31 protein-coding genes are annotated in these 26,590 nt (G+C 74.2%); 27 read left to right on the top strand and 4 right to left on the bottom strand.

The window, feature by feature from the left end; translation table 11 throughout:
- From serA to K6U79_05400, 8 genes are all read left to right on the top strand, one after another.
- Positions 1-1,405, top strand: a 1,405-nt coding sequence (gene serA / locus K6U79_05435) for a phosphoglycerate dehydrogenase (protein ID MCL6521803.1), incomplete at its 5' end; no start/stop codon positions are given.
- Positions 1,402-1,764, top strand: coding sequence for a nucleotide pyrophosphohydrolase (locus tag K6U79_05430; protein ID MCL6521802.1), 363 nt, complete (start codon positions 1,402-1,404; stop codon positions 1,762-1,764). The genes serA and K6U79_05430, both read left to right, overlap by 4 nt.
- A 202-nt stretch (positions 1,765-1,966) precedes the next feature.
- Positions 1,967-2,347, top strand: a complete 381-nt coding sequence (locus K6U79_05425) for a hypothetical protein (protein MCL6521801.1) — start codon at positions 1,967-1,969, stop codon at positions 2,345-2,347.
- Positions 2,348-2,497: 150 nt separating this feature from the next.
- Positions 2,498-3,847: a S8 family peptidase gene (locus K6U79_05420; protein ID MCL6521800.1), complete on the top strand. Its 1,350-nt coding sequence runs from the start codon at positions 2,498-2,500 to the stop codon at positions 3,845-3,847.
- A gap of 49 nt (positions 3,848-3,896) precedes the next feature.
- Positions 3,897-4,775, top strand: coding sequence for a branched-chain-amino-acid transaminase (gene ilvE, locus K6U79_05415; GenBank protein MCL6521799.1), 879 nt, complete (start codon positions 3,897-3,899; stop codon positions 4,773-4,775).
- Positions 4,776-4,968: 193 nt separating this feature from the next.
- The gene (locus K6U79_05410; protein ID MCL6521798.1) at positions 4,969-5,229 is read left to right on the top strand and encodes an alpha/beta-type small acid-soluble spore protein; all 261 of its coding nucleotides are present in this window, start codon (positions 4,969-4,971) and stop codon (positions 5,227-5,229) included.
- A 342-nt stretch (positions 5,230-5,571) separates the two neighbouring features.
- Entirely contained in the window at positions 5,572-5,928 is a 357-nt protein-coding gene (locus K6U79_05405) for an IreB family regulatory phosphoprotein (GenBank protein ID MCL6521797.1), read from the top strand.
- A gap of 131 nt (positions 5,929-6,059) precedes the next feature.
- Positions 6,060-6,614 (top strand): AbrB/MazE/SpoVT family DNA-binding domain-containing protein, encoded by a 555-nt coding sequence (locus K6U79_05400; GenBank protein MCL6521796.1) that lies wholly within the window; start codon positions 6,060-6,062, stop codon positions 6,612-6,614.
- A gap of 75 nt (positions 6,615-6,689) precedes the next feature.
- On the opposite strand, the gene K6U79_05395 is transcribed toward K6U79_05400, so the two are convergent.
- Both K6U79_05395 and K6U79_05390 read right to left on the bottom strand, forming a co-directional pair.
- Positions 6,690-7,301, bottom strand: a complete 612-nt coding sequence (locus K6U79_05395) for a site-specific integrase (protein MCL6521795.1) — start codon at positions 7,299-7,301, stop codon at positions 6,690-6,692.
- 26 nt (positions 7,302-7,327) lie between these two features.
- On the bottom strand, positions 7,328-8,011 hold the full coding sequence (locus K6U79_05390) for a DUF421 domain-containing protein (protein ID MCL6521794.1): 684 nt from the start codon (positions 8,009-8,011) through the stop codon (positions 7,328-7,330).
- A gap of 110 nt (positions 8,012-8,121) precedes the next feature.
- Between K6U79_05390 and tatC the strand changes: the two genes are divergently transcribed.
- A complete protein-coding gene (gene tatC / locus K6U79_05385) occupies positions 8,122-8,931 on the top strand; it encodes a twin-arginine translocase subunit TatC (GenBank protein ID MCL6521793.1) in 810 nt (269 codons plus the stop codon).
- Between the two features lie 63 nt (positions 8,932-8,994).
- Here the strand turns inward: tatC and K6U79_05380 are convergent, their stop codons facing one another.
- On the bottom strand, positions 8,995-9,654 hold the full coding sequence (locus tag K6U79_05380) for an ArsR family transcriptional regulator (GenBank protein MCL6521792.1): 660 nt from the start codon (positions 9,652-9,654) through the stop codon (positions 8,995-8,997).
- A 124-nt stretch (positions 9,655-9,778) separates the two neighbouring features.
- On the opposite strand from K6U79_05380, the gene K6U79_05375 reads away from it, so the two are divergent.
- Positions 9,779-10,525, top strand: a complete 747-nt coding sequence (locus K6U79_05375; GenBank protein ID MCL6521791.1) for a hypothetical protein — start codon at positions 9,779-9,781, stop codon at positions 10,523-10,525.
- On the opposite strand, the gene K6U79_05370 is transcribed toward K6U79_05375, so the two are convergent.
- The gene (locus tag K6U79_05370; GenBank protein ID MCL6521790.1) at positions 10,491-12,032 is read right to left on the bottom strand and encodes a DUF255 domain-containing protein; all 1,542 of its coding nucleotides are present in this window, start codon (positions 12,030-12,032) and stop codon (positions 10,491-10,493) included. The two genes, K6U79_05375 and K6U79_05370, sit on opposite strands and share 35 nt — an antisense overlap.
- A gap of 164 nt (positions 12,033-12,196) precedes the next feature.
- On the opposite strand from K6U79_05370, the gene K6U79_05365 reads away from it, so the two are divergent.
- The 17 genes from K6U79_05365 to trpB all read left to right on the top strand — a co-directional run bounded on the left by K6U79_05365 (position 12,197) and on the right by trpB (position 26,485).
- Positions 12,197-12,526, top strand: coding sequence for a YraN family protein (locus tag K6U79_05365; GenBank protein MCL6521789.1), 330 nt, complete (start codon positions 12,197-12,199; stop codon positions 12,524-12,526).
- Positions 12,527-12,619: 93 nt separating this feature from the next.
- Positions 12,620-12,973, top strand: coding sequence for a metal-sensitive transcriptional regulator (locus K6U79_05360; protein MCL6521788.1), 354 nt, complete (start codon positions 12,620-12,622; stop codon positions 12,971-12,973).
- A 51-nt stretch (positions 12,974-13,024) separates the two neighbouring features.
- Positions 13,025-13,201 (top strand): YHS domain-containing protein, encoded by a 177-nt coding sequence (locus K6U79_05355; protein MCL6521787.1) that lies wholly within the window; start codon positions 13,025-13,027, stop codon positions 13,199-13,201.
- On the top strand, positions 13,198-14,151 hold the full coding sequence (locus K6U79_05350) for a quinate 5-dehydrogenase (protein ID MCL6521786.1): 954 nt from the start codon (positions 13,198-13,200) through the stop codon (positions 14,149-14,151). Before K6U79_05355 ends, K6U79_05350 begins: the two co-directional genes overlap by 4 nt.
- A 116-nt stretch (positions 14,152-14,267) precedes the next feature.
- Positions 14,268-14,666 carry a cytochrome c maturation protein CcmE gene (locus K6U79_05345; GenBank protein ID MCL6521785.1) on the top strand — a complete coding sequence of 133 codons (399 nt, stop codon included), beginning with the start codon at positions 14,268-14,270 and terminating at the stop codon, positions 14,664-14,666.
- Entirely contained in the window at positions 14,663-15,529 is an 867-nt protein-coding gene (locus K6U79_05340) for a hypothetical protein (protein ID MCL6521784.1), read from the top strand. Before K6U79_05345 ends, K6U79_05340 begins: the two co-directional genes overlap by 4 nt.
- A gap of 7 nt (positions 15,530-15,536) precedes the next feature.
- Positions 15,537-16,259, top strand: a complete 723-nt coding sequence (locus tag K6U79_05335) for an ABC transporter ATP-binding protein (GenBank protein MCL6521783.1) — start codon at positions 15,537-15,539, stop codon at positions 16,257-16,259.
- Entirely contained in the window at positions 16,208-16,888 is a 681-nt protein-coding gene (locus K6U79_05330; protein ID MCL6521782.1) for a heme exporter protein CcmB, read from the top strand. Before K6U79_05335 ends, K6U79_05330 begins: the two co-directional genes overlap by 52 nt.
- Before the next feature lie 5 nt (positions 16,889-16,893).
- A complete protein-coding gene (gene ccsA, locus K6U79_05325) occupies positions 16,894-17,619 on the top strand; it encodes a cytochrome c biogenesis protein CcsA (protein ID MCL6521781.1) in 726 nt (241 codons plus the stop codon).
- 29 nt (positions 17,620-17,648) lie between these two features.
- A complete protein-coding gene (locus tag K6U79_05320; GenBank protein ID MCL6521780.1) occupies positions 17,649-17,837 on the top strand; it encodes a CcmD family protein in 189 nt (62 codons plus the stop codon).
- A 185-nt stretch (positions 17,838-18,022) separates the two neighbouring features.
- Positions 18,023-18,967 (top strand): malate dehydrogenase, encoded by a 945-nt coding sequence (gene mdh / locus K6U79_05315; protein ID MCL6521779.1) that lies wholly within the window; start codon positions 18,023-18,025, stop codon positions 18,965-18,967.
- A gap of 67 nt (positions 18,968-19,034) precedes the next feature.
- Positions 19,035-20,303, top strand: a complete 1,269-nt coding sequence (locus K6U79_05310; GenBank protein ID MCL6521778.1) for an NAD-dependent malic enzyme — start codon at positions 19,035-19,037, stop codon at positions 20,301-20,303.
- A 66-nt stretch (positions 20,304-20,369) separates the two neighbouring features.
- The gene (gene sucC, locus K6U79_05305; protein ID MCL6521777.1) at positions 20,370-21,494 is read left to right on the top strand and encodes an ADP-forming succinate--CoA ligase subunit beta; all 1,125 of its coding nucleotides are present in this window, start codon (positions 20,370-20,372) and stop codon (positions 21,492-21,494) included.
- Complete coding sequence (gene sucD, locus K6U79_05300; GenBank protein ID MCL6521776.1) at positions 21,495-22,367, top strand: succinate--CoA ligase subunit alpha; 873 nt, start codon at positions 21,495-21,497, stop codon at positions 22,365-22,367.
- 422 nt (positions 22,368-22,789) lie between these two features.
- Positions 22,790-23,833: an anthranilate phosphoribosyltransferase gene (gene trpD / locus K6U79_05295; GenBank protein MCL6521775.1), complete on the top strand. Its 1,044-nt coding sequence runs from the start codon at positions 22,790-22,792 to the stop codon at positions 23,831-23,833.
- Complete coding sequence (locus K6U79_05290) at positions 23,830-25,281, top strand: hypothetical protein (GenBank protein MCL6521774.1); 1,452 nt, start codon at positions 23,830-23,832, stop codon at positions 25,279-25,281. The genes trpD and K6U79_05290 overlap by 4 nt, the downstream gene beginning before the upstream one ends.
- A complete protein-coding gene (trpB, locus tag K6U79_05285) occupies positions 25,259-26,485 on the top strand; it encodes a tryptophan synthase subunit beta (protein ID MCL6521773.1) in 1,227 nt (408 codons plus the stop codon). Before K6U79_05290 ends, trpB begins: the two co-directional genes overlap by 23 nt.
- The last annotated feature ends 105 nt before the right edge of the window (positions 26,486-26,590 follow it).

Here is a 26,590-nt window from a genome sequence, read left to right as displayed (position 1 = left end):
GCGCCTGAGCATCGTCGGCCGGGCGGGCGTGGGCGTCGACAACGTGGACGTCGCCGAGGCGACCCGGCGCGGCGTGGTGGTGGTCAACGTGCCCGACGGCAACACGCTGGCCGCCGCCGAGCACACTTTCGCCCTCATGCTGGCCATGGTCCGCCAGCTGCCCGCGGCGGACGCCGCCCTGCGCGCCGGTCGCTGGGAACGGCACCGGGTGGGCGTGCAGCTCTTCGGCAAGACGCTGGGCGTCGTGGGCATGGGCCGCATCGGCCGCCAGGTGGCGCTGCGCGCGCTGGCCTTCGGCATGCGCGTGCTCGGCTACGACCCCTACCTGGGCGCCGGGGCCGGCGCGGGCGACGTCCGCCTGGTCGGTCTGGAGGAGCTCCTGGCCGAGGCGGACATCGTGACGGTCCACACCCCCCTCACCCCGCAGACGCGCCATCTCCTCGGTGCCCGGGAGCTGGCCAGGATGAAGCCGGGGGCGTACGTGGTCAATTGCGCCCGGGGCGGCATCGTGGACGAGGCCGCCCTGGCCGCGGCGCTCGGCGAGGGCCGGCTGGCCGGCGCCGCGCTGGACGTCTGGGAGGAGGAGCCGCCCGGGCCCGACCACCCGCTCCTGCGGTTGGAGAACGTGGTGGCCACCCCCCACCTGGGCGCTTCCACCGTGGAGGCCCAGCGGCTGAACGCCGAGACGGTGGCCGAGGAGCTGGTCCGCTGGTTCGCGGGCAAGCCGGTGCGAAACGCGGTCAACCTGCCGCCGCTCAGCGAGGAGGAGTGGATGGCGGTCCGTCCCTTCCTGGGGCTGGCGACCGTCCTCGGCCCCTTCTTCGTCCAGGCGCTGCCCACGCGGCTCGAACAGGTGAGCATCGGGCTGGCGCTGCAGGGGCGGGCCGCGGAGCTGGTGGCCTCGGCGGTGCTGGCCGGCCTCCTGGGCGCGGTGCTCAACTCGCCGCTCAACCTGGTCAACGCCGCCGCCGTCGCCGCGGAGCAGGGGGTGCACTGGGAGCTGCGCAGCGAGCGCGACGGGCTGGCGCCGCAGGAAGTCAGCCTGGAGGCGGGGCCGCCCGGCGCCCGCCGCCGCCTGCGCGCCCGGCTCGACCCGGACGGGAGGGCGCGCATCGTCGCCCTGGACGACTTTCCCATCGACCTGGTGCCCACGCCCCACATGCTGCTCAGCCGGCACGCCGACCGTCCGGGAATCGTGGGCCGCCTCGGGAGCATCCTGGGCGAGCGGGGCGTCAACATCGCCGAGATGCGCCTCGGGCGCAGGGCGCCCGGCGGCGAGGCGGTGATGGTGTTGGGCACCGACCAGCCGGTGGACGACGCCACGGTGGCGGCGCTGGCCGGCATCGAGCCGGTGGAGGAGATCCGCCGGATCGAGCTGGGCGCCTGGCTGGAGGCGGCGACATGAGCGGGGGGACGGCAGGAGGGGCCGGGCCGGCGCTGCTCCGCAGGCTGCAGGAGGAGACCGACGCCTGGATCCGGGAGCAGGGCGCCGTCTACTGGGAGCCCCTGGAGCTGCTGGCGCGCCTCAGCGAAGAGGTGGGAGAGCTGGCGCGGGAGCTGAACCACCTCTACGGGCCGAAACGGAAGCGCTCCGACGAGCCGGAGGGCTCGGTGGCGGGGGAGCTGGGCGACATCCTCTACGTGGTCGCCTGCATCGCCAACCGCCTGGAGATCGATCTGGACCGGGCGTGGCGCGAGACGCTGGAGAAGTACCGCCGCCGCGACCGGGAGCGCTGGTCCTCCCCCTTCTCCGCCGGATCGTAGGAGGGAGGGGGAGGGGCCAGCTTTCCCCCGTCTCCCCGAAGGGGGTGAGGCGGCGGAGCCCGCGCCTCGCCCGCCGGGGCGAAACGGGCGGGCGAGGCGGCGCATCCCCTCGCCCGGCGGGAGTATATCCCGCCTCCTGGACCGGGCCCTATGATCGACTCGGAAGGTCGTCGCGGAGCCCGTGCGCAGGAGGTGCGCCCGCATGGTCACCCTGGACGGCGACGAGGTCCTGGAGAGGCTGGGTTGGACCGAGGAACGGTTGCGGCAGGCGTCGGACGAGGAGTTCGACCTCTTCTGCACCCTCCAGGCGGTGACGGAGGACGAGCGCCTCTGGGCGGCCCTGGCGCTCTTTTTCGACGAGATCCCGGCGGGGCAGCGGAGCGCCGCGGCGGCACGCCTCCGCCACGACTTGGCGGGCAGCGACTACCCCGCCCTCTGGCTGTACATCCTCCACCGTCTCGAGCGGGACGCCTTCGCGCGGCGCTTGGAGCAAGAGCTGGATCGCTACCGGGAGGCCGCCTTCGAGCTTCTCCTCTACAAGATCGGCCAGGAGCAGGCGGCGGGGGACGGGGCCCAGGCCTGAGCGCCTGGCCGGAAGCCGCCCGCCGCACGTTCCCCGCTCTCCCGTCATCCGTCCCCCGTCTCTTTCGCCGCCCGGCGAGGCAGCCGGGCGGCCGGGCTGTCCGCACCTCTCCGCCCCCCTGTCCATAGGCTGGCGCGGGGGTGTACGGGCATGCGCAGCCTTTTCGGAGGAGGCGGTGTCGGCCGCCGCCCCGGCTCCCCCGCCGGGGAGGGGAGCGGGACGGTCCGGAGGATCGTGGTCTTCCGCCAGGGGAGCCGCATCGACCTGGGCGAGATCCGCCGCATGGGCGGCGTGGTCCTCAGGCGGCTCTCGCTCATCCACGCGGTGGTGGCCGAGTTCGCCGAGGAGGGCGCGCTGGCCGCCCTGGACAGGCGCGGTGACGTCCTGCGCGTCGACGAGGACCTTCCGCTCCGCCTGGTCGGCCACCAGGGAGAGGAGGGAGCGGGGGAGGAGGACCCCTGGGAGGCGGGCGGAGGCCGCTCCCCGGGCCCCCCCGCCCCCGCCGGCCTGCGCGCCTGGCTTCGCGGCGCCTGCAGCCGGCTGGGCCGCCTGCGCCCAGGGTGGCCCGAGCGGGCGGAGCCGTGGCGGGGGCCCCGCCCCCCGCTCCCGCCTGCGCCGGCCGGCGGCTGGCAGCCCGTCCGTGGCGATGCCATGCTGCCGTGGGGCGTCCTCCGCGTGCGCGCCCCCGAGGCCTGGCGCTGGAGCCAGGGGGAAGACGTCCACGTAGCCGTCGTGGACACGGGCGTCGATCTCAACCATCCGGCGCTGGCGGGGCGCATCGGGCCCGGCGTCAACCTGCTCCACCCCGGCACCCCGCCTGCCGACGATAACGGGCACGGCACCCATGTGGCCGGCGTGATCGCCGCGCACGGCGCCCTCCTGGGGGTGGCGCCGCGGGTCTGGATCCACCCCGTCAAGGCGCTGGACCGGGAGGGCGGCGGCCGCCTCTCCCACCTCGTCCTCGGGCTCGAGTGGTGCCTCCAGCACCGCATCCAGGTGGTCAACCTGAGCCTGGGCAGCTGGACCGAGAACCCCACCATGCGCGAAGCGGTGCGGGCCGCCTCGCGGAGCATGGTGCTGGTCTGCGCGGCGGGAAACGCGGGACCCGTGCCGGGCACGGTCCTCTTCCCCGCCCGCTATCCGGAGGTGTTGGCCGTCGGCGCCATCGACCGGCAGAACCGGGTGGCGCGCTTTTCCAGCCGGGGACCGGAGCTGGACCTGGTGGCCCCGGGGGTGGACATCCTCTCGCTCTGGCCCGGCGGAGGGACGCGCCGGCTCTCCGGCACCTCCATGGCCGCGCCCCACGCCAGCGGCAGCGCAGCCCTCCTTCTGGCCAGGGGCGTACCGCCCCGGGAGGTTCCCGGGCGTCTGCGCCAGGCGGCCCAGCCGGTCGGGACGGGCGATCCGCGCGAGGAAGGGGCCGGCTGCGTCGACGCCTTCGGCGCCGTACAGGCCTGGCTGGCGGGGAGGAGGGGAGCCGCGCTCACCGAAGCTCTCTGACGGAGATCAGGGGAGGCGCGCTCCCTCTGGCGCGCGGGGGGGTTGATGCGTGGGGCAGGTCATCTACCTGGACGGTCATTTCGTGCCGGTCGAGCAGGCGAAGGTCTCGGTCTATGATCATGGCTTCCTCTACGGGGACGGCATCTTCGAGGGCATCCGCATGTACGGCGGGCGCGTCTTCAAGCTGGAGGAGCACATCCGCCGGCTCTACCATTCCGCCCGCGTCATCGACCTCGAGATCCCGCTGCCGCCCGACGAGATGAGCCGCGTCGTCCTGGAGACATGCCGCAGGAACGAGCTGGACGACGGCTACATCCGGCTGGTGGTCAGCCGCGGGGCGGGCGACCTGGGCCTCGACCCGCGCAAGTGCCCGCGGCCGACCGTCGTCGTCATCGTCGACCGGATCGCGCTCTTCCCGGAGAGCCTCCTGGAGCAGGGACTGACCGCGGTGACGGCCGCCACCCGCAGGACCTCCGTGGACGCGCTGGACGCCCGCGTCAAGAGCCTCAACTACCTGAACAGCATCATGGCCAAGCTGGAGGCCAATCTGGCGGGCGCCCACGAGATCCTGATGCTCAACCGGGAAGGATACGTCTGCGAGGGAACCGGCGACAACGTCTTCATCGTACGGGGCGGCACCGTTCTGACGCCGCCGGCCTACCTGGGCATCCTGGAGGGCATCACCCGCGCGACCGTGCTGGACCTGGCACGCGAGCTGGGCATCGAGGCGCGCGAGGCCGTCTTCACCCGCTACGACGTCTACACCGCCGACGAGTGCTTCCTCACCGGGACGGCGGCCGAGGTGGTGCCGGTCACCACCGTCGACGGGCGCCCGGTCGGCGACGGGCGACCGGGGCCGGTGACGCGCCGCCTGAGGGACGCGTACTTCGAGTTTGCCCGCTCGCACGGGACGAGCTTCCGCGACTGAAGAGCCGAGGCGCGGTACCTTTCCGGCCGGGCGGCCGCCGCTGCCGCCGCCTGGGGCGGGTGGCAGATGCGGGCTCGGCTCCCTTCCCGTTGCAGGGCGCCTTGCTCGGAGCCAGCGGTGCCATGCTTCCGCTAGCATGAGCGGCATCCGCCGGCTCCGATACTAGGCCTGCCTGCAGGGGAGGTGAGAAGCGATGGCGCAAGGCTCGAGAAGCAACCGCGTTCTGGTGCGGGAGGCGACCAGGGCGCTCGACCAGTTCAAGTACGAGGTCGCCTCGGAGATCGGCGTCAACCCGCCGGCCAGCGGGTATTGGGGCGACCTGGCCTCTCGCGACTGCGGCGCCGTGGGCGGGCACATGGTGCGCCGCATGATCCAGCAGGCCGAGCAGCAGCTGGCTGCCGGCCAGGCGGCCGCCCCGGCCGCGACCTTCGGTCGCTTCGGGAGCCCCCAGTAAGGGCCGCCCGAGCCCGGCGCCCGCCAGGCAGGAGGCGAGGGCGCCGGGTGGACGGCCGGCGGAGGAGCGGGCCGACCGCGCCTGCGGCGGCCCGCTTGCCCGTCTTCCACCCCGTACTGCGGCGGGATTCCGCCACCTTTCCTGCCCACGCCTCATCCTCCCCTTCCCCGCCCCCCGCCACGACGCCGCCGGTCGGCCCGCCGACCCGCCGGGAGCGGGCGGCCAGGCCGCGAGCGCATCGCGCCGTGGCAGCTGTGGAATGCCAGGGAACGGCATGCCGGGGAAGGCACCGGGGAGGCCCTCCCCGCCGCCGGGAGGACCGGTGGAGTGGCCGGCGAAGAGATGGAAGCCGAGAGAGCCCGCGCGAAGGACGAGCAGGGCCCAAGACGGCGGTTCGAGGGGGTGGTCGCGCTGAGCGAGAGCGGAAGGGAACGGGACCGCACGCGCGTGGTGCGGGAGGCGGCACCCGCGCCGGGCGAGGCGGGCGACCTGGAGCGGATCCTGGCCGAGGTCTACCATGCCCTGCAGGAGAAGGGGTACGACCCCGTCCGCCAGCTGGCCTTCTATCTCCTCACCGGCGAGCCGGCGTACATCACCGCCCACCGCGGCGCGCGCAGCCTCGTGACCAAGCTCGAGCGGGACGAGGTTCTGCAGTTCCTCCTCCGTTTCTACCTGAGCCGCCGTTCTCCCGCCGAGTAGGGCGGAGGCCGTCCCCGCCCGCATCAGACCTGCGTCGCCCCGGTCCCCGGCCGGCCGGGCGTCCCGGATGATCGGGTGGCCCCGAGGGATACTAGCCCCGGAGCACCGCGGCGACGAGGGGTGAAGCGTGGGTGAAGGCGACGGGGATCGTACGGCGCATCGATGACCTGGGCCGCATCGTCATTCCCATCGAGATCCGCCGCAGCATGAACATCCGGGATGGGGACCCTCTCGAGATCTTCGTGGAGAAAGACGGCGAGGTGATCCTCAAGAAGTATTCCGCGCTGGCCGACCTGGACCGCCTGGCGCAGGCGGTGATGGAGGCGGTCCACTCCACCACCGGCTTCCTCAGCCTGCTGACCGACCGGGACCAGGTGGTGGCGGTCGCGGGCGAGGAAGGCCAGCGCTTTCTCGGCAAGGAAGTGGGCGTGCCCGTGCTCAACGCCATGGAGGAGCGGCGCGAGGCGCGCTTTCGGACCACCGCCCACCATCATGAAGGGGCGACGGTGGGCGGCGGCGACACCTGCCCCTTCGCCAGCGAGGTGATCGCCCCCGTAGTGGTGGCGGGCGACCCCGTCGGCGCCGTCATCGTCGCCTCGCTGGAGAACGGGCGCGACGTGGGCGAGGGCGAGGCCAAGGTGGCCGCGGCCACGGCCGGCTTCCTGGCGCGCCACCTGGCCGGCTGACGGGGCGGCAGAGCGGGGCGAGGCCGGGTCGAGCGGGGCCCGGCCTTTCCTTTACGGGCGGGCCGGCGAGCCCGGCTAGCTCCGCGTGAGTCCCTCTCCGCCGTCGCCCGCCCCCGCACCGGGCCGGGCGGGGTCGGCCAGCGGCGACGGGTCGGCCAGGTAAAGCCAGAGGAGCCCGTGGCGGAGCCAGGGGGCCGCCCCGCCGGCCGCGCGCAGCAGGCGCAGCCGGCGCTGGCGCAGCGCCGCCGGCGAGAGCTGGCCGCTCCCCACCTCGCGCCCCAGGCGGCGGAAGAGGAGGGCGAGGGTGCGTGCCGTCAGCGGGTGGCCGAGGCGGGTGAGAAAGAGCTGGCTGCTCCGGCCGCGCCGCTCGCGTTCCAGGTAGTCGCGCAGGTCGTCCACCAGGGGCCGCGAGAGCGGCGCCGCGAGGCCGGCGGCCCGCCTCCAGCGGATGCGCCCCTCGGTCAGGTCGACATCCTCCAGGCGGAGCCCGGCCAGGTCGACCGGGATGCAGCCGAAGGCGATGGTCAGGTGGAGCAGCGCCCGGTTGCGGCGCGGGTCGGGCGTCAGGTAGAGGGCCCGCTCCGCGCGCAGGAGCGTCCCGGGGTCGAGATGCACCCCGTCGGCGCGGGGCACCGCTTCCTGGAAGCCTGCCTGGACCACGCTCTCACCGCCCGCGAGAGAATGCACCGCCCAGTAGTTTCCCGGGGCGGTGCTCAGTCATGCGGGAAGGCCACCAGCTCGCCCTTCTCGTCCAGGAAGGCGGCCAGGACGCCGGCCGGGTCGGAGAAGCCGCGCAGCGCCAGCTGCTCCCGCAGCCAGCGCTCGTCCTTCCCCAGCCGCTCCAGCGCCCAGTGGTCGACGGCGCCGTCGCGGATGACCGGGAGCTGCAGACCCTTCTCCGCCGGACGGATATGGACCAGCTCCGGGGTGAGCGGCCTCTTCTCGGGATAGGGGAGGACGCTCAACTTGCCTCCTGTCTCCAGGATGGCGAACTCCACATCGCGGATGTCGGTGATGTTCTTCTCGCGCAATTGCGTCATCAGGTCGTCCAGGTTGTAGCGCATGCGGGCCATGGCCCGCCGGTCCAGGCGGCCGTGGTAGACGACCAGGGCGGGCGTCCCGCTCAGCCACTGGCGGAAGCGCGGGCTGCGCAGGAGGAGGACGCTGATGAGGAGCTCCAGGGCGACGATGGTCGCCACCGGGATCATGCCCATCCAGAGGGGCATCTTCTCGTCGATGGCCAGCGTGGCCGCGTCGGCGATCATGATGGTGACCACGAAGTCGCTGGGGGAGAGCCGGCCCAGCTCCCGCTTGCCCATCAGACGCGTCACCACCACCAGCGCCACATAGAAAAAGAGCGTCCGGTAGAAGAGGCCCATGGGGTCGGGTCCGGTCACGGAGCGACCCTCCTAGCGTAGCCTGCACGGAATGCTAGTATGGACGCGAGCCCCGGGCGCCCATGCGGCGTGCCATGCGCCGCGGCCGGGGCGGCGGAGGTCGGAGAGGCGTGGCCAAGGGCGGCGAGGAGCCCGGCGCGAGGGCGCCGGGCTCCGGTACGGGCGAGGCCGAGGGCGAGCTGCAGCTGACCGTGCTGGAGCATCTCGAAGAGCTCCGCCGCCGTCTGGTGATCGCGATCCTGGCGGCGGTGGCAGGCGCCGTGGGCGGCTGGTTCGTGGCGCCGGCGGGCGTCTCCTTCCTGCTCCGCCCGGCGCGGGCCTTGCACGTGCAGATGATCTACCTGACGCCCTCGGAGCTCTTCTGGGTCTACCTGCGGGTGGGGGTCATCGTCGGCCTGGTCGCCGTCTCGCCGGTCATCCTCTACCAGCTGGGCGCCTTCGTCTGGCCGGGCCTGCGCCCGCAGGAGCGGCGCATGGTGCTGCTCATCTTCCCGGCGGTGGTGGTGCTCTTTCTGGCGGGGAGCGCTTTCGCCTACTTCGTGGTGATCCCCTACGTCCTCCGCTTCTTCCTCGGGCTCTCCTTCCCGGGCGTCCGCCCGACGCTCTCGGTGCAGAGCGTGCTGGGTTTCATCCTCAACCTGGTCTGGCCCTTCGGCCTGGTCTTCGAGTGGCCGGCCGCCGTGGCGGGCCTGGCCGGCATCGGTCTGGTGACGGCGCAGCAGCTGGCGCGTCTGCGCCGCTACGCCATCCTCCTCATTTTCATCGTCGCGGCCATCATCACGCCGCCCGACCCCATCTCCCAGATCGTCACGGCCATCCCCATGCTCGGCCTCTACGAGGCGAGCGTCTGGATCGCGCGCCTGGTGGGGCGGCGACGCGAGCGCTGGCTGGCCGCCTCGAGCGAACAGCCGACCTCGTGAGAGACCGGCGGGCAGGAAGGAATTTCCAGACCAGCGACGAACTCTTCCTCGGGAAGCGGGGGTTCAGCGCGCTCCGGCCGCCTGTGCCGCCGGCTCGCCCAGATCGGAGAGGCTGGCGGCGTAGATGCAGGGGCCCTCGCCGCGCGCGGCGCAGCCCGACTGTCTCAGCTCGACGCCCAGGAGCCGCTCGTAGAGGGCGTGCTCGCGCCGGCAGGCGTCGCCGTACCGCGCGGCGACACGGGCGATGGGGCAGTTGTACTGGACCAGCCGGACGCTGCCCGGCTGCAGCTGTACCTCCGCCTGGTAGCCGGCCGCGCGCTGGATCTCGGTCAGCCGCTGCAACCGCTCCTCACCGACGCTGCCCTCGAGCTTTTCGGAGAGCTCCCGCGCGAGCATCTCCTCGCGCTCCGCGAAGATGCGCTCCACCAGCTCGGGGCCACCGATCCGCTCGGCCGCCGCCAGGAGCTGGAGCGCCAGGCGGTCGTAGGCGCGCGGGAACGTCTCCTGGCCGCGCTCGGTCAGGAAGTAGAGGTTGGCGGGACGCCCCATGCCTCCGCGCCGCTTGGTGCTGTGGACCAGGCCGTCCCGCTCCAGGATGGCAAGGTGCTGCCGGACGCCCATGGCGCTGATGTGCAGCGACCGGCTCAGCTCCTCCACGGTGGCTCCGGGCCGCCTCTGCAGGAGCTCCAGGATCTCGTCGCGCGTGGAGACGGTTTCGGCCACGGTCGGACCCTCCCACCGTACCGCGCCGCCCGGAGGGCCGGCGCGGGTCTCGTCGACCCGAAGCTACGAGATCAACGGCCGGTTTTATATAGCCCATCTGTGTAATTTGGGCCGTCCCGGGGGGATGACCGTGCACACGGGCCCGTCTTCCGCCTCGCCCGCCGCCCGCCGCCGGCGGGCGCTGGGGCCGCTCCTGGCCGTACTGCTCCTGCTGCCCGCCTCGCCCGGGGCCGGCCCGCCCGGGGCCGAACCCTTCATCGAAGTCGTCTACCACAACCGGCGCACCACCGACCTCCGGCCCAACAACCCGGGTCACGCGCGCTGGCTCTGGTCCTTCGGGGACGGGAGCGGCTGGATCGATCCGCTGCCGGGTCACACGCGTCCGCTGGTCGCCCACCGCTTCCACCTGCCGGGGGTCTACCAGGTGGTCGCTTCCTCGTACAGCGCCGAGGGACGGCTCCTGCGCCGCCAGCGCTGGCGGGTGGTGGTGCGGCCGGACGAGTTCCTGCCCCGGGAGGGGCTTTCGGCGGCGCTGGCGGGAGTGCGCCTCTTCCGGGCCCAGACCGTGGAGATCCCGAACCTCCGCCTGCGCCTGGAGGGACCGCGTCTCTGGCTGAGCGCCCGACCCTCCACCTGGACGCTCCGGCTGGAGGTGGGCGGAGCGCCCTGCCTGGCCGGCTACCAGATCCGCTACGACCCGGCGGAGCGCTTCCATGTGGCCTGGAGAAAACCGGGCACCTTTCAGGTGGAGGGTGCGGCGGTGGTCACCCTGCGCTACCGCTGGCCCGACGGCGCTCAGACGACGGTGCGCAAGGTGGTGGTGACCGGGCGGACTCTCAAGGTTCTCGGCTCGACGCTCCTTCTGCCATGAGCGCCAGGTAGAGCCGCAAGGGGTGGTACCAGTGCGCACCCGTCCAGCCCGAGGTGGGGGCGAAGGGCAGGCCCCAGGCGAGCAGGTCGCGGGCGGCCTCCAGAAGCCGTGCCGGGCCCGGGCCGGTCGCCGCTCCCGCGGCGGGGGAGGGCCGGCCCTGGCCCGTCGGCGCCCGATCCGCCCGGACGAGAAGGAGGAGCCAGAGCGCCGCCTCGGCGTTGAGCGCCGGATAGCCGGCCGGCCGGAGGCCCGCTGCCTCCGCCTGTTCGCGGGGCAGGTCGACAAGCGCGCCCGACTCGTCGGCGAAGGTGGCCAGCAAGCCCTCGGCCAGCTCCAGCGAGCGGCGCAGCCAGAGCGCCTCATCGGTCACCTCCCAGGCCGCCAGGCAGGCGCGACCCAGCGGTACCAGGTCGCCCAGGTAGCCGCGCAGCGGAACGTTCCGGCCGGGCCCGTGGGGCAGCGCCCGGGCCGCGGCCGGGCCTGCGGGCAGCCGGGCGAACAGCCCCTCCAGAAAGCGGAGCGCCCCGTCGGCATCGGCCACGCCGGCCTCGGCCGCCAGCAGGAGCGCGTGGGCCGCCCGACTGGAGGAGCCGGTCGCCACCGGGCCCAGTGCCCGCACGGCCCCGCCGCCGGCCCGGGAGGGCGCGGCGGCGCTGGCCCAGCCACCCCGGGGGCGGGCCAGGAGGCGCAGCAGGCTCACGATTCCCTCCGCCGCCTGCCTCAGCTCCGGCGTCGACAGGCCGGCCGCCTCCAGGGCCGGGCGCCAGCGGACGGAGCGCAGGAGCCGGGCCAGGAGCGCCAGGAGGCGCGCGTTCTCGCCCAGCAGCCGCTCGGGGACCGGGTCGCTCCAGTCGGCCTCCGCCGCCAGCCGGCGAAAGCCGCCGCGGGGGTCGCGGAGGGGGCCGCGCAGGAGGGCGGCCAGCGTCGCGGGCAGGAGCGGCCGCAGCGCCGCGGGCAGTTCGTCCGGGGCGAAGGGGGCCAGCGCCTCCAGCGGTTCCAGCGGGAGGAACTTGGGCGCGCCGCCGAAGCCGGCGTGGCGCGGGTCGTACTGGCGCAGGAGGAGCTCTTCCAGCTCCTCCACCCATCCGGGGCCGGGCTCAACCAGCAGCTCGGGGAGGCGTTCAGGCAGGCGGTAGCGCCGGATCTGCCCCTCCAGGAGCGGGCGGCGCCTCTGCCACTCGCCCGCCAGGCCGCGCAGGTGGTCGGCGAGCCGGGCGGGGTCGGCGATGCCGGCCGCGGCCAGCAGGTCGCCCCCGGGGGCCAGGACGGCGACGCTCGGCCAACCGCCCAGGTTGTAGCGGGCATCCAGGTCGGGCCTCTCGTCGGGGTCGACGCGGACAGCCAGGAAACTCTCCGCCAGGACCTGGCGGACCGCGCGGTCGGCCAGCACCTGGCGGTCGAAGCGCGCCGCCGGCTGGGACCAGGCAGGCGCCACCACGAGAAAGAGGAGCCGACCGCTCCGGCCGGCCTCGGCCAGCGTACGCGCAGACCAGGGACGCCAATCCACGCCGCCGGGCCGGCGCCGCGCAGGCCGGCGGCGGGAGCCCGCGCGGGCGCCGCCTGGAGAGGATGAAGACACGGAGGTGATCCGCCTTTCCCGATCGACTTTCGTCCCGCCGAGGCGAGTCGGCCCGGCGGGGTGCCGCGGCCGAGTCGGCCGCCGCGGCTTTCCTGCGCTCCCAAGGATACACGCTCCTCGCGCGCAACTGGCGGCGACCGGGGCTGGAGGTCGACGTGGTGGCGCTCGCTCCGGAAGGGGGGCCGCTGGTGGTCTGCGAGGTGCGGGGGCGCCGGGCGGGCGCCCTGCCGGGGCCGGCACTCTCGCTCGACCGCAGGAAGCGGCTCCGCCTGCTCCGCGCGGCGCTCCTCCTGGCCGCCGCCAGGCGGGCGCCCGATGTGCGTGTCGACGTCCTCCTCCTCACGTGGGGTCGGCACTCCTGCCGGCTCCGGCACCTGCTCGACGTGGGCGACCAGCTGGCGGGCGGCGGCAGCATCGGATAGGGGTATCGGCCCGGCCCGCGGCCGCCTTCGGTTGACCCGGAAGGTGGGGGAACCCTACGATGGACGATGGCGGATACACCGGGAGGGTAGGGTATGGCGGGCTCCAGCGGACCGGGGGAGGGTGCCGACGGCGCGCTCGACAGGCAGGCGCGAGGCCGTCCGACACTCCACCTGCATCTCAGCCCGTACGCCGACAAGGCCGACCTGCTGCAACGTCTGCGCAAGATCGAGGGGCAGGTGCGCGGCATCGGCCGGATGGTCGACGAGGACCGCTACTGCGTCGACATCCTCGTCCAGATCGCGGCCGTGCGGGCGGCGCTGGACCGCATCAGCCTGCGGCTGCTCGAGGCGCACGTGGAGGGGTGTGTCTCCGACGCCATCCGCAGCGGCGAGGGCGAACCCTACATCCGCGAGTTGATGAGCGTCATCACGCGCTTCGTCCGCTGAGGGCGGACCGGCCGCACGGGGCGCGGGATCGACGCGGAGGAGGTGCCTTGCATGGCCAGGGATCCCGTCTGCGGGATGGACGTGGACGAGGCGACGGCTCCGGCCAAGGCGGAGTATCAGGGCAAAACCTACTACTTCTGCGCTCCGGGCTGCAAGCGGGCCTTCGAGAAGGACCCCGAGCGCTATCTCTCCGGCGGCGGGGAGGCGGAACACGCGCACATGAAGTGAACCGGGCGGAGCTCCTGCTGGCCCGGCTGGCGCGGGCGGGGGAAGAGGCCCGCGCCGGCTGGGTGGTGGGCGTCAGTCTCGGCAGTTCGCACCGCGACCTGGACCTCTCGCTCCGGGCCGAGGGGCGAGTCTGGCGGCTGCTGCGCGTCGGCTGCGACGGCGACGTGCGGGTGGCCGCCTCGCTTCTGCGCCGGCTGGACGGGCGAGTGGCGGCGCTGGGGCTGGGCGGGGTCAACCTCGCCTACCGCCTGCCCGGCCGTCGCTACCCAGCGCCCGAGGCGGGCCGGCTGGCCCGCGAGGTGCGGCGTACGCCGCTGGCGGACGGCGCGGCCTGGAAGGCGGCCGTGGAGCCGGAGGCGGTCCGGCTCCTGGAGGCGGAGGGCCTCGCCCCCGGGGAGGCCTTCCTGTCCAGCTACCTGGACCGGCCGGAGCTGGGCGAGGCGCTCGTGGCCGCCGGCTGGCGGCTGCGGGTGGGCGACCCCTGGCTGGCGCTCGGCCTGCCCTGGGCGCCGTCGCCCGCCGCCTTCCGCGCAGCCGCACGCCTGGCCATGCCACTCCTCCGCCACCTGCCCGTCGCCCGGCTCTATCCGCTGGGGGAGGCCCAGCGCCGGCCCGGGCGGAGCCGCCGCTCGCCCCTCCGCCGCGCGCGCCTCCTGGCGGGCGACTTCCACCTTCTTTACCGGCATCTGCCCGAGCGCCTGGAGGGCCAGTGGATGCTGACCAGCACGGTGCGTCCGGAGGAGCGCGAGGAGCTGCGGCGCCGCGGCCTGGAGGGGCTCCTCCTGCTGGGCCCCGAGCTGGCCGGCGGCGGCCTGGGCGCCAACCTGCTGGAGGCGCTGGCGCGGGCGTGCGGCGTGGGGGAGGAAGCCTCCGAGCTCCGCGCCTTCGCCCGCCGCAACGGGCTTCTGCCCGCCGCCGTCCGCCTCGCGCCGGCGGACGGCGGACGGTGAAGCTCCTCACTTTCCGTGGGGTCCTGGTTATGCGAAAATGCACGTGAATTGGATTCAAAACCGGGTCGGACGGGGGCGCTCGCTGGCCGCCGCCGGCGCGGAGCGGGGCGATGGGGTTGAGCAGGCGTTGGCGGTTGACGCTGGCCTTCTTCGTCGTGGTGGCGGTGGTGGGCGGGCTGGCCATCCGTTCCATCGCCAACTCGGCCTCGGTCTACTACACCGTCGACCAGTACTTGGCCCGGGGCGGGGCGACCTGGACGCGCCAGGCGGAGGTGAAGGGCGAGGTGGTGCCGGGCAGCGTCCGCTGGGACGGCGCCCGCCTCGACCTGCGCTTCGACCTGGCCTCCAACGGGCGCACCATGGCCGTCCACTACCGCGGGATGAAGCCGGACACGCTTCAGGGCGGCATCGAGGCGGTGGTCACCGGCAGCATGCGCGGCGGGACCTTCGAGGCCGGCGCCATCCTGGTCAAATGCCCGTCGAAGTACGTGCCCAAGAGCGGAGGCAACGGTTGAGTCGCGGGGCCCCGGGGCCGGTCCGCGCGGGGAGGGGAGGCCGACTGCGCCGCCTCCTCTTCGCCGTGCCTCTCACCCTCTCTCTTCTTCTCGTGCCGCTCCTGCGACCGGCGCCGGCGGCGGCGGCCGGGGGGGTGGTGGTCGCCTCCCTGCGCTGGGCGCTGGCCGTCCAGTCCGGGCGCGTGGCGGTCCTGGAGATGCTGACCGTCGCCAACACCGGCGACCGCCCGACGGCGGAGTGGAGCTGGCGCCTGCCGGAGGGGGTCCAGGAGGCGACGCTCCAGGCGGTCGAGACGGGCGCCAGGCTGCGCGCGGGCAGCCTCGGCGACGTCCGCCCGCTGGCCCCGGGCGAGGAGCGCTCGTACACGCTCCGCTACCGGCTGCCGCAGCGCGTGCCCGCGCGCCTCTCCTTCGTCCCCTCGCTGCCGGTGGAGAACGCCAGCGCGCTGGTCGACGAGGGGAGCCTCCGCCTGGCCGGCCCCGGCTGGATCCGCCTGGGCGTCGTCAGCCTGGGCGACCGGGCGCTCCGCCAGTACGCGTTCTCCGCGCCGGTCCCGGCGGGGCGCCGCCTGGAGCTGCTGCTGACGCCTCCCGACTGGTGGTACGAGCACGGCACCGGGGCGCTGGCCGTCCTCTGGGCGCTGGAGCTGGCGGCGCTGCCGGCGGCGGCCGCCGCCTTCTGGCGCCGCTCGCGCCCGGAGCGGGAGCTGGAGCGCCTGCGCGCCGCGCTGGAGCGGCTCGAGAGCCGCTACCGGCAGGGGAGGCTGGAGGAGACCGCCTACCGCTTGCGCCGCCAGCAGCTGGTGGAGGAGGCCGCCCGGCTGCTGCCGGAGCTGGGCGAGGGGCGGGAAGAAACGGGGTGAGCGGCGCTTGGCGCTGCTGGAGGCGCGGCGGCTGGGCCTGAGGCTGGCCGGGCGTCCGGTGCTGCGCGATGTGGGGCTGCGGCTGGAGGCGGGCGAGCTGGCGCTCCTGCGCGGCCCCAACGGGGCGGGCAAGACGAGCCTCTTGCGGCTGCTGGCCGGGCTGGAGCGGCCCACCGAGGGCCTCATCCTCTGGCGGGGCCGGCGGCTGGAGGAGCTGGGGCCGCGCTACCGCGGCGTCCTCGCCTGGGTCGGGCACCGCGTGGCCCTCTACCCGCGGCTGAGCGGGCGCGAGAGCCTTCTTCTGCACGCGGCCGGCTACCCGTGGCTCGACCGCCAGGAAGCGCTCCGGCGGGCGCAGCTCTGGCTCGAGCGGGCGGGGCTGGAGCGCTGGGCGGACCGGCCGGTGGTCCACTACTCGCGCGGCATGCAGCAGCGGCTGGCCATCGCCCGCAGCTTCCTGGCCGACCCGGAGCTGGTGCTGCTGGACGAGGCGGCGGGAGGGCTGGACGAGGCGGGGAGAGACTTCCTCGCCCGGGCGCTGGAGGAGGCGCGCGGGCGGGGGGCGGCCGCCGTCCTGGTCTCGCACGAGGCGGATCCGGGGCTGGGGGAGGTGGACCGGTGCTGGCGGCTGGAGGCGGGGCGGCTCAGGGAGGAGGAGCGGGAGCGGCCGCGGGGCGGGTGGCAGGAGGCTACGGCCGCGCGCTCCTCGCCGTCTTCCGCAAGGAGCTGATCACCGAGGCGAGGAGCGGCGAGACACTGGGGACGAGCGCGCTCTTCGCGTTCCTCCTGCTGACGCTGCTCAGCCTGGCCGGCGGGGGGGCGCCCGGCTGGCAGGGCGAGCGCCTGGCGGCCGCGCTCTGGCTCGTGCTCCTCTTCGCCGGTGCGCTCCTCCTCCAGCGCTCCTTCGCGCAGGAGATGGAGGAGGACGCCTTTTTGCAACTCCTCCTCTGGCCGGTGGACCGGAGCGCGCTCTACTTCGGCAAGGCGCTGGCCGCCTGGCTCTACCTCCTCCTGCTGGGCGCCCTCCTCTGGCTGGCGGCCTTCGCGCTGCTCGGGGCGACGGCGCGGGGGCCGCTCTGGGCGCTGGCGCTGGCGCTGGTCCTGGGGACGGGGGGGCTGGCGGGGGCGGGAAGCTTCCTGGCGGCGGTGACGGCACGCCTGCGCGCAGCCCCCATCCTCCTGCCGGTGCTGCTCTTCCCGCTGCTGGTGCCGCTTCTCCTGGCGGCGGTGCGGCTGAGCGGCTGGACGCTGGCCGGAGGCGCCGCGGCGGAGCCGCTCTGGTGGCAGTTGATGGCCGGCTACGACCTCTTGCTCAGCGTCGTGCCGGCGCTGCTCTTCGAGCTGATCTGGGAGGGGTGAGGGCGATGGCGGGCGGGCGGAGGGCGAGCCGGGCTGCGGAAGCGGCCCCGGCGTGGCGGGCGCTGCCCTGGCTGGAGGCGGCGGCCGCGCTGGCGGTGCCGGTGGCGCTCTACCTGGGGCTGGTCTGGGCTCCGCCGGAGCGGGTCATGGGCGACGTGCAGCGCATCATGTATTTCCACGTGGCGGCGGCCATGACCGCCTACCTGGCCTTCGGGCTGGTGGCGGTGGCCTCGGCGATCTATCTGCTGCGCGGACGGGCGGACTGGAACCGCGCGGCGGGGGCGGCGGGCGAGGTGGGCGTCCTCTTCACCACCCTGACGCTCCTCTCCGGCAGCATCTGGGCGCGGTCGGCGTGGAACGTCTGGTGGCTCTGGCAGGATGCCCGCCTGACGACGACCCTCCTCATGTGGTTCCTCTACGCGGGCTACCTGCTGCTGCGCGGCGCCGCCGCCGAGAGCGGCGGGCAGGCGGGGCGGCTGGCGGCCCTCTACGGCCTGCTCAGCGTGGCCATCCTGCCGGTGGTCCACTTCTCGGTCGTCTGGTGGTACTCCAATCATCCGCAGGTGATCACCCCGCGCGGGATCCAGATGGCGCCGCAGATGGCGCTGGCCCTGCTGGCCGCCACGGTGGCGCTCCTCCTGGTGGGGGCGGTGCTCTTCCTCGAGCGGCTGCGGCTGGAGGGACTGCGCGAGCGGGTGGCCGAACTGGAGGCGCGGGCGGAGCGGGCCTAGAGGGCGCCCGCGGGGAGAGGGGGGCGAACGTGGGCTGGGTGGCGCTGGCATACGGGGTGATCTGGTTGGGGCTGGCGGCCTACGGGCTCCGCCTGGCCGCAGCTACGCGCCGGCTGGAACGGGAGGTGGAGCGGCTGGCCGAGCGGCTTCCCGAGGAGGAGAAGGCGGGAGAGCCTGGGGCGACGGCGGCGCCGCGCCCGCCGCGGCGCGGCGGGTGACTGCCTTTTCCTGCTTGGCGGGCGGCACTATAATCGGCAGCGGATGGCCGGGACCGGGGATGCCTTGGGCCGGGCGCGAGGGACGATTCGCGGGACCCGGTGAGGCTGCGTCGCCCGGCCCTTCGTTTTCCCGCCACGGCCGAACGGCCTGCCGCACCCGGCCGCCGAGCAGGGGGGACGACCCAATGGCGAGGAACAGGAGACCCAAGATCGGCATCGTCGGCGCGGGCGCCACGGGTGCCACCACCGCCCACTGGTGCGCCGCCAAGGAACTGGGCGACATCGTTCTCATCGACGTCGTCGAAGGTCTACCCCAGGGGAAGGCTCTCGATCTGCAGGAAGCGGCCCCCATCGAGCGCTTCGACGTCCACGTGACCGGCTCCAACGACTTCGCGGCGCTGGAGGGGGCCGACGTGGTGGTGATCACGGCCGGGGTGGCCCGGAAACCGGGCATGAGCCGCTCCGACCTCCTCTCCACCAACGCCGGCATCGTCCGCTCCGCCTCCGAGCAGATCGCGCGCTACGCCCCCGACGCCTACGTCATCGTTCTCAGCAACCCGCTGGACACCATGTGCACGGTGGCCTTGGAGGCGACCGGCTTCCCCCGGAACCGGGTGGTCGGCCAGTCCGGCATCCTCGATTCGACCCGCTTCCGCACCTTCATCGCCCAGGAACTGGGCGTCTCCTACCGCGACGTCTCGGCCATGGTGCTGGGCGGCCACGGCGACAGCATGGTGCCGCTGGTGCGCTACGCCTATGCCGGAGGCATCCCGGTGGAGCGGCTGCTGCCGCCGGAGAGGATCGCGGCGCTGGTGGAGCGGACGCGCAAGGGCGGGGGCGAGATCGTCGAGCTGCTCAAGACGGGGAGCGCCTTCTACGCCCCAGGCTCGGCCGTCACCGAGATGGTGGCCGCCATCCTCCGCGACCAGAAGCGCATCCTCACCTGCGCGGCCTACCTGGACGGCGAATACGGAGAGCGGGGCATCTTCGCGGGCGTCCCGGTCATCCTCGGCGGGGAGGGCGTCGAGCGCGTCATCGAGCTGGATCTGACCGAGGAGGAGCGCCAGGCCTTCCAGCGCTCCTGCGACGAGGTGCGCCAGAACCTCGAGATCCTCCGCTCCCTGGGCTGAGACCGGGCGGGCGGGGCCATCGCCAGGCAGGGCCTTTGGGCTGCCGGCGGGACAGGAGGTGGACGCGATGGCAGTGACGGAGCGCGAGGCCGACGAGCTTCGGGAGCAGGCGCTCACGCTGCACAGGCAGGCGCGCGGCAAGATCGAGGTGCACCCCCGGGTGCCTGTCCGGGACAGCCACGACCTGAGCCTGGCCTACACTCCCGGGGTGGCGGAGCCCTGCAAGGAGATCCACGACCACCCCGAACTGGTGTACGAGTACACGGGCAAGGGCAACATGGTGGCGGTGGTGACGGATGGCACCGCCGTCCTGGGGCTGGGCGACATCGGGCCGCAGGCGGCCCTGCCCGTGATGGAGGGGAAGTCGGTCCTCTTCAAGACCTTCGCGGGCGTCAACGCGGTGCCCATCTGCCTGGCCACCAAGGAGGTCGCCCGCATCGTCGAGACGGTCAAGCTGCTGGCGCCCAACTTCGGCGGCGTCAACCTCGAGGACATCTCGGCGCCGCGCTGCTTCGAGATTGAAAGCCGCCTCCGCCAGGAGGTGGACATCCCGGTCTTCCACGACGACCAGCACGGGACCGCCATCGTCACCGCCGCCGCGCTCATCAACGCGCTCAAGCTGGTGGGCAAGGCGCTGGAGTCGGTGCGCATCGTCGTCAACGGCGCCGGCGCGGCGGGCGTGGCCATCACCCAGCTGCTCCTGGACATGGGCGCCCGGGATGTCGTCCTGTGCGACCGCGCCGGGGCCATCTGGGAGGGGCGCAGCGAGGACATGAACCCCTACAAGCTGCGCATGGCCGCGGTGACCAACCCGCGCGGCGTGCGCGGCGGGCTGGACGAGGCGGTGCGGGGGGCGGACGTCTTCATCGGCGTCTCCTCGGGCGGCGTGCTGACGCCGGAGATGGTGCGGAGCATGGCTGCGGAGAGCATCGTGATGGCCATGGCCAACCCGGTGCCGGAGATCTACCCCGACGAGGCCCGTCAGGCGGGCGCTCGCGTCGTGGCGACGGGCCGCTCCGACTTCCCCAACCAGATCAACAACAGCCTGGTCTTCCCCGGCGTCTTCCGCGGCGCCCTCGACGTCCGCGCCAGCCAGATCACGGAGCACATGAAGCGGGCGGCGGCCGAGGCCATCGCCGCCCTGGTGGCGCCCGACGAGCTGCGCGAGGAGTACATCATCCCCTCCATGTGGAACGCGGAGGTGGCGCCCGCCGTGGCGGCGGCGGTGGCGGCCGCCGCCGTCGAGGACGGCGTCGCGCGGGTGGAGCGGAGCCCCGGGGAAGTGGCGCAGCACACGCGTGACCTGGTGGCAGAGGCGCGCCGGCAGGAGGGCTGAAGGCGGGGCGGCGACCGCGCCACCCGGGCCGTCGCGGGGCAAGGGTCAGGAAGGTGATGGGATCGGATGAAGCTCTACGAATACATGGCTAAGGACGTCCTGCGCGAAAACGGGCTTCCGGTGCCTCCGGGCCGCTTGGCGCGGACGCCGGAGGAGGCGGAGTCGGCGGCCCGGGTGCTGGGCCCCTGCGTGATCAAGGCCCAGGTGCTGGTGGGCGGGCGCGGCAAGGCCGGCGGCGTCAAGCCTGCCCACACCCCCGAGGAGGCGCGGACGCGCGCCTCGGAGATCCTGGGGATGAACCTGAAGGGCTACGTGGTCGAGAGCGTCTATGTGGAGAGCATGCTGGGCATCGACCAGGAGTTCTACCTGGGGATCACCATGGACAACGCGGGCAAGCGCCCGCTCCTGATCGCCTCCGCCTCGGGCGGCATGGAGATCGAGGAGGTGCCCGAGCGGGCCATCGTCCGGCAGCCCATCCCGGTGGAGTGGGGCCTGATGCCCTACGCCACCCGCTGGGTGGCCAACCGGCTCGGGCTGAGCGGCGGGCTCGCGCGCCAGTTCGGCGAGATCGCCCTCAAGCTCTACGACATCTTCCACCGCTATGACGCCGAGCTGGTGGAGATCAACCCGCTCGTCCGCACCGGTGACCGCCTGGTGGCCGCGGACGCGCGGCTGAACGTCGACGACGACGCCCTCTACCGCCACCCCGAGCTGCCCCGCACCAGCGAGGCGACGGAGCTGGAGAGGCGGGTCCGCGAGCTGGGCCTGGCGTACGTGGAGCTGGACGGCGACATCGCCGTCATGGCCAACGGCGCCGGCATCACCATGGCGACGCTGGACGTGCTCCAGCGCTACGGCGGGCGGCCCATGAACTTCCTCGACGCCGGCGGCGGCGCCTCGGCCGAGCCCATGGCCGAGGCGTTGAAGGTGCTGGTCTCGACCCGTCCCAAGGCCATCTTCATCAACATCTTCGGGGGCATCACCCGCTGCGACGACGTGGCGCAGGCGGTGATCACCGCCCGCCGCGAGGTGGGCATCTCCATGCCCATGGTCGTGCGGCTGGTGGGCACCAACGAGGAGAAGGGTGTGGAGATGCTGCGGGGCGAGGGCATCCAGGCCTACCGCTCCATGGAGGAGGCGGCGGCCCGCGCGGTGGAACTGGCGCGGGCCGGCGAGGGGGTCGAGGGCTGAATGGCCATCCTGGTCGACGACAAGAGCCGGGTCGTGGTACAGGGGATCACCGGTCACCAGGGGAGCTTCCACACGGGCCTCATGCTGGAGTACGGCACGCGCGTGGTGGCCGGCGTCTCGCCGGGCAAGGGCGGGCAGGAAGTCCACGGCGTGCCGGTCTACGAGACGGTGCAGGAGGCGGTGGACAAGCACGGCGCCAACGTCTCCGTTCTCTTCGTTCCGGCTCCCTTCGTCAAGGACGCCGCCTTCGAGGCCATCGACGCGGGCTGTTCGCTGGTGGTGGTGATCGCCGAGCACGTGCCGTTGCACGACGCGGCCGCTATCGTCGCCTTCGCCCGCCAGCGCGGGACCATCGTCCTGGGTCCCAACACCTACGGCATCTGCTCGCCGGGCAAGTCCAAGATCGGCATCCCGCCGAACAGCATCTTCCGCCCGGGGACGGTGGGCGTCGTCGCGCGCAGCGGCACGCTCAGCTACGAGATCGTGCAGGCCATCTCCCAGGCGGGCCTGGGCGAGTCGACGGTGGTCGGCATGGGCGGCGACCGCGTCGTCGGCCTCACCTTCATCGACCTCCTCAAGCGCTTCGAGGCCGACGAGGCCACCCGCGCGGTGGCGCTGGTGGGCGAGATCGGCGGCACGGCGGAGGAGGAGGCGGCGGAGTTCATCAAGACCATGTCCAAGCCCGTGGTCGCCTACATCGCCGGGCGCAGCGCCCCTCCGGGGAAGCGCATGGGGCATGCCGGGGCCATCATCGAACGCGGCCGGGGGACGTACGAGAGCAAGGTGGCGGCGCTGACGGCCGCCGGCGTGCAGGTGGCCGACTTCCCCTGGCAGGTGGCGGAGCTGCTGCAGGCCAGGCTGGCCTCGGCTTGACGGGGCCGGCGGGGCGCGGATAGAATCGCTGGCAAAACCGGACGCTCTTCCGGGCGATGAGGGGATCGAGTAACCCGCTGCGACCGTTCCAGAGAGCCGGCGGCTGCTGCGAGCCGGTACGGAGGGCGGGCGAATGGCTCCCCGAGCCGCGACCCGAAGGGCCGCCAGGCTCCTAGGGTGCGCCGGCGCTCCCCCCGTTATAGGGGAGCCGGGTCCAGGCGGACCCGGGTCGAGTGGGAGCTTCCTCCCAGGTGGGTGGCACCGCGGAACCGACTTCCGTCCCATGGCGGACGGAAGTTTTTTTATCCGCCGGCGCCCGCCGGGCGAAGGGGCTCCAAGCTTGGGTGGCACCGCGGCCTCCGTCCCAGCGTGGGCGGGGGCCGCCTTGCGTATCCGGACGGAAGCGAGGGAGGGGTGGTGGCATGTTGCGCGAGGCGCTGGCCAGGGTGGCCGCGGGCGAGCGGCTCAGCGTCGCGGAGGCCGAGGCGGTGATCGGCGAGGTGATGGACGGTCGCGCCAGCGACGCGCAGATCGCGGCCCTGCTGACGGCGATGCGCGTCCGCGGCGAGACGCCCGAGGAGATGGAGGGCGCGGCGAGGGCGATGCGGCAGCGGGCGGCGCGCGTCGAGAGGAAGCGGACCCCTGTCGTCGACACGTGCGGGACCGGCGGAGACGGGGCGGGCACCTTCAACATCTCCACCACCGCCGCCTTCGTGGTGGCGGGGGCCGGCCAGGCGGTGGCCAAGCACGGCAACCGGTCGGTCTCCAGCCGCGCGGGCAGCGCCGACGTCCTGGAGGCGCTGGGGGTGGCGGTCGACCTGGACGCGGAGGCGGCCGGCCGCTGCCTGGACCAGGCGGGCATCGCCTTCCTCTTCGCGCCGCGCCTCCACGCGGCCATGCGCCATGCGGCCGGTCCGCGGCGGGAGCTGGGCTTCCGGACCATCTTCAACGTGCTGGGCCCGCTGACCAACCCGGCGGGCGCCGAGGCCCAGCTGGTGGGCGTCTACGAGGCGGCGCTGACCGAGCCGGTGGCGGAGGTCCTGCTGCGGCTGGGCGCGCGCCACGTGCTGGTGGTCCACTCGCTCGACGGCTTGGACGAGCTGAGCACCAGCGCGCCGGCCCGCGTCACCGAGGGCCGCGGAGGCCGGCTCAGCACCTACGTCCTCGACCCGGCCACCCTGGGGCTCGCGCCGGCGCCGCGGAGCGCGCTGCGCGGCGGCGACGCGGCGGAGAACGCGGCCATCGCCGAGGCCGTGCTGGCCGGCGAGCCTGGTCCGCGCCGGGAGACGGTGCTGCTCAACGCCGCCGCCGCGCTGGTGGCGGCCGACGTGGCGGAGGATCTGCGCGAGGGCCTGGAGCTGGCCCGCCGGAGCCTCGACAGCGGCGCGGCCAGGGATCGGCTGGAGGCGCTGCGCGACCTGAGCCGCCGGCTGGCGGCGGCGCGGGAGGAGCGGCGCGGCGCATGATCCTGGACGCCATCGTGGAGGCGAAGCGGCGGGAGCTGGAGTCGGCGCGGGCGGAGCTCACGCGGCCGCCCGCCGCCGGGCTTCCCTCCCGCCCGCGGCTCTCCCTGGAGCGGGCCCTCCGGCGCCGGGCGCGGGAAGGCCGCATCGGCCTCATCGCGGAGTGCAAGCGTCGCTCGCCCTCGGCGGGTGCCATCGCACCGATCCCCGAACCGGCGCGGCTGGCCCGGGCCTACGTGGAGGGCGGCGCGGCGGCGATCTCGGTGCTGACCGACCGGAGCTTCTTCGGCGGCGATGCGGCCGACCTGGAGGCGGTGCGGGAGGCCGTCGCCGTCCCGGTCTTACGCAAGGACTTTCTCATCGATCCCTCGCAGGTGGCCGAGAGCGCCGCCCTGGGCGCCGACGCGGTGCTGCTTATCGCGCGCCTTTTCCCCTCGCCCGAGAAGCTCGGCGGGATGCTGGAGGAGGCGGAGCGGGCCGGGCTGGAGGCGCTGGTGGAGGCGCACGACGAGGAGGAGGCCTTCCGCGCCGCCTCCCTGGGCGCCCGCCTGATCGGCGTCAACAACCGCGACCTGGACACCTTTCAGGTGGAACTCGGCCGCGCCGAGCAGGTGGCACGGCGGCTGCGCGCGGAGGGGGGAAGGGGGCGGCCGGATCTCCTGCTGGTGGCGGAGAGCGGCTACCGGCGGCCGGAGGAGCTGCTCCCCGCCGTGCGGACGGGCGTCGACGCCGTCCTGGTGGGCGAGGCGCTGGTCCGCGCCGGCGACCCGGCGGCGCTGGCGGCCGCCTTCTCCGGTCTCGCCCGGCCGGCGGCCGGCGGGGCGACCGTCGGGGTGCGGGTGAAGATCTGCGGCCTCGACAGCCTGGAGGCGACGCGGGCGGCGGTGGCGGCGGGTGCGCAGGCGGTGGGGTGGATCCTGCTCCCCGGCCGGCGGCGGAGCGTCGATGCCGCCGACGCGGCGCGCTGGGCGCGCGAGGTGCCGCCGGAGGTTCTGCGCGTGGGCGTCTTCGCGCGCCAGGCGCCGGAGCAGGTGGCCCAGGCGGCGCGCCGGTGCCGCCTGGACGCGGTCCAGCTGCACGGGGGCGAGGACGCGGAGTACGTGCGGCGGCTCCGGCGTCTCCTCCCGGACGTGGAGCTGATCCGGGCGGTCGCCTCGCCCGGGGAGGCCAGGGGCGAGGCCGACCACTGGCTGCTGGACCCCGGCGAGGGCGGCTCCGGCCGCGAGGTCCCGGAGGAGGCGGCGCTCGCCTTCCGGGCGCGAGGTGAAGACTGGTGGCTGGCGGGCGGGCTGACGCCCGAGAACGTGGCCGAGCGGCTGGAGCGCTACCGCCCGGCCGGGGTGGACGTCTCCTCGGGCGTGGAGCGCAGCGGGAGGAAGGACCCCGGGCGGATCCGGGCCTTCGTGGACGCGGTGAGGAGGTGGGAGCGTGCCCGAACGGGCGGAGCCTGACGCGCGCGGGCGCTGGGGCCGCTTCGGCGGCCGCTATGTGCCGGAGACGCTGGTGCCCGCGCTGGACGAGCTGGAACGGGCCTATGCGGAGGCCTCGGCCGACCCGGACTTCCTGGGGGAGTACCGGCGCCTCCTGGCGGAGTACGTGGGGCGGCCGACGCCGCTGACACCGGCGCGGCGCCTGACCGCCCACTACGGGCGGGCCCGCATCTGGCTGAAGCGCGAGGATCTCAACCATACCGGCGCGCACAAGATCAACAACGCCCTCGGCCAGGTGCTCCTGGCCGAGCGGATGGGCAAGCGGCGCATCATCGCCGAGACCGGCGCCGGCCAGCACGGCGTGGCGACGGCCACCGCCTGCGCCCTGCGCGGGCTGGAGTGCACCGTCTACATGGGCGAGGAAGACGTGCGCCGGCAGCGGCTCAACGTCTACCGGATGGAGCTGCTGGGCGCCCGCGTGGTGCCGGTAGAGAGCGGCAGCCGCACGCTGAAGGACGCTATCAACGAGGCGATCCGCGACTGGGTGACGCACGTGGACTCCACGCACTACGTCATCGGCTCGGTGGTGGGCCCGCACCCCTACCCGCGCATGGTGCGCGACTTCCAGTCGGTCATCGGAGAGGAGACGCGGCGCCAGATGCTGGAGGCCGTCGGGAAGCTGCCGGACTTCCTGGTCGCCTGCGTGGGCGGGGGCTCCAACGCCGCCGGCTTCTTCGCCCCCTTCTACGGCGACGCGGAGGTGCGGATGATCGGCGTCGAGGCGGGCGGCCTCGGCCTGGAGACCGGGCGGCACGCCGCCAGCCTCAGCGGCGGCAGCTTCGGGGTACTGCACGGCGCGGCCACCTTCGTTCTCCAGGACGAGGAAGGCCAGGTCCGCCCCGCCTACTCCGTCAGCGCCGGCCTGGACTACCCCGGCGTCGGCCCCGAGCACGCCTTCTACCGGGAGAGCGGGCGCGCCGAATACGTGGCCGTGCCCGACGGCGAGGCGCTGGCCGCGGCGGAGCGCCTCAGCCGCCTGGAGGGCATCCTGCCCGCGCTGGAGAGCGCGCACGCGCTGGCCTACCTGGAGCGGCTGATGCCCGCGACCCGGCCCGACCAGGACGTGGTCGTCAACCTCTCGGGGCGCGGCGACAAGGACGTGGAGATCCTGCTGGCGGCCGGCCTCGGTCGGGATGCGGAGGCGGGGCGGGGGGTGGTGGCATGAGCGGGCTGCCCGCGCAGCCGGCGGGGGAGGCGCCCGAGGGCGCCCGGCGCGTCGCCGAGGCCCTCCTGCGGAGCCGGAGCGGCGGCAGGGTGCCGCTGGTGGCCT

The sequence above is a fragment of the Bacillota bacterium genome, from assembly GCA_023511835.1.
Taxonomy (GTDB): domain Bacteria; phylum Bacillota; class Sulfobacillia; order JAIMAT01; family JAIMAT01; genus JAIMAT01.
Note: the sequence above shows the minus strand (reverse complement) of the source record. Positions and strands in the feature narration are given on the sequence as shown.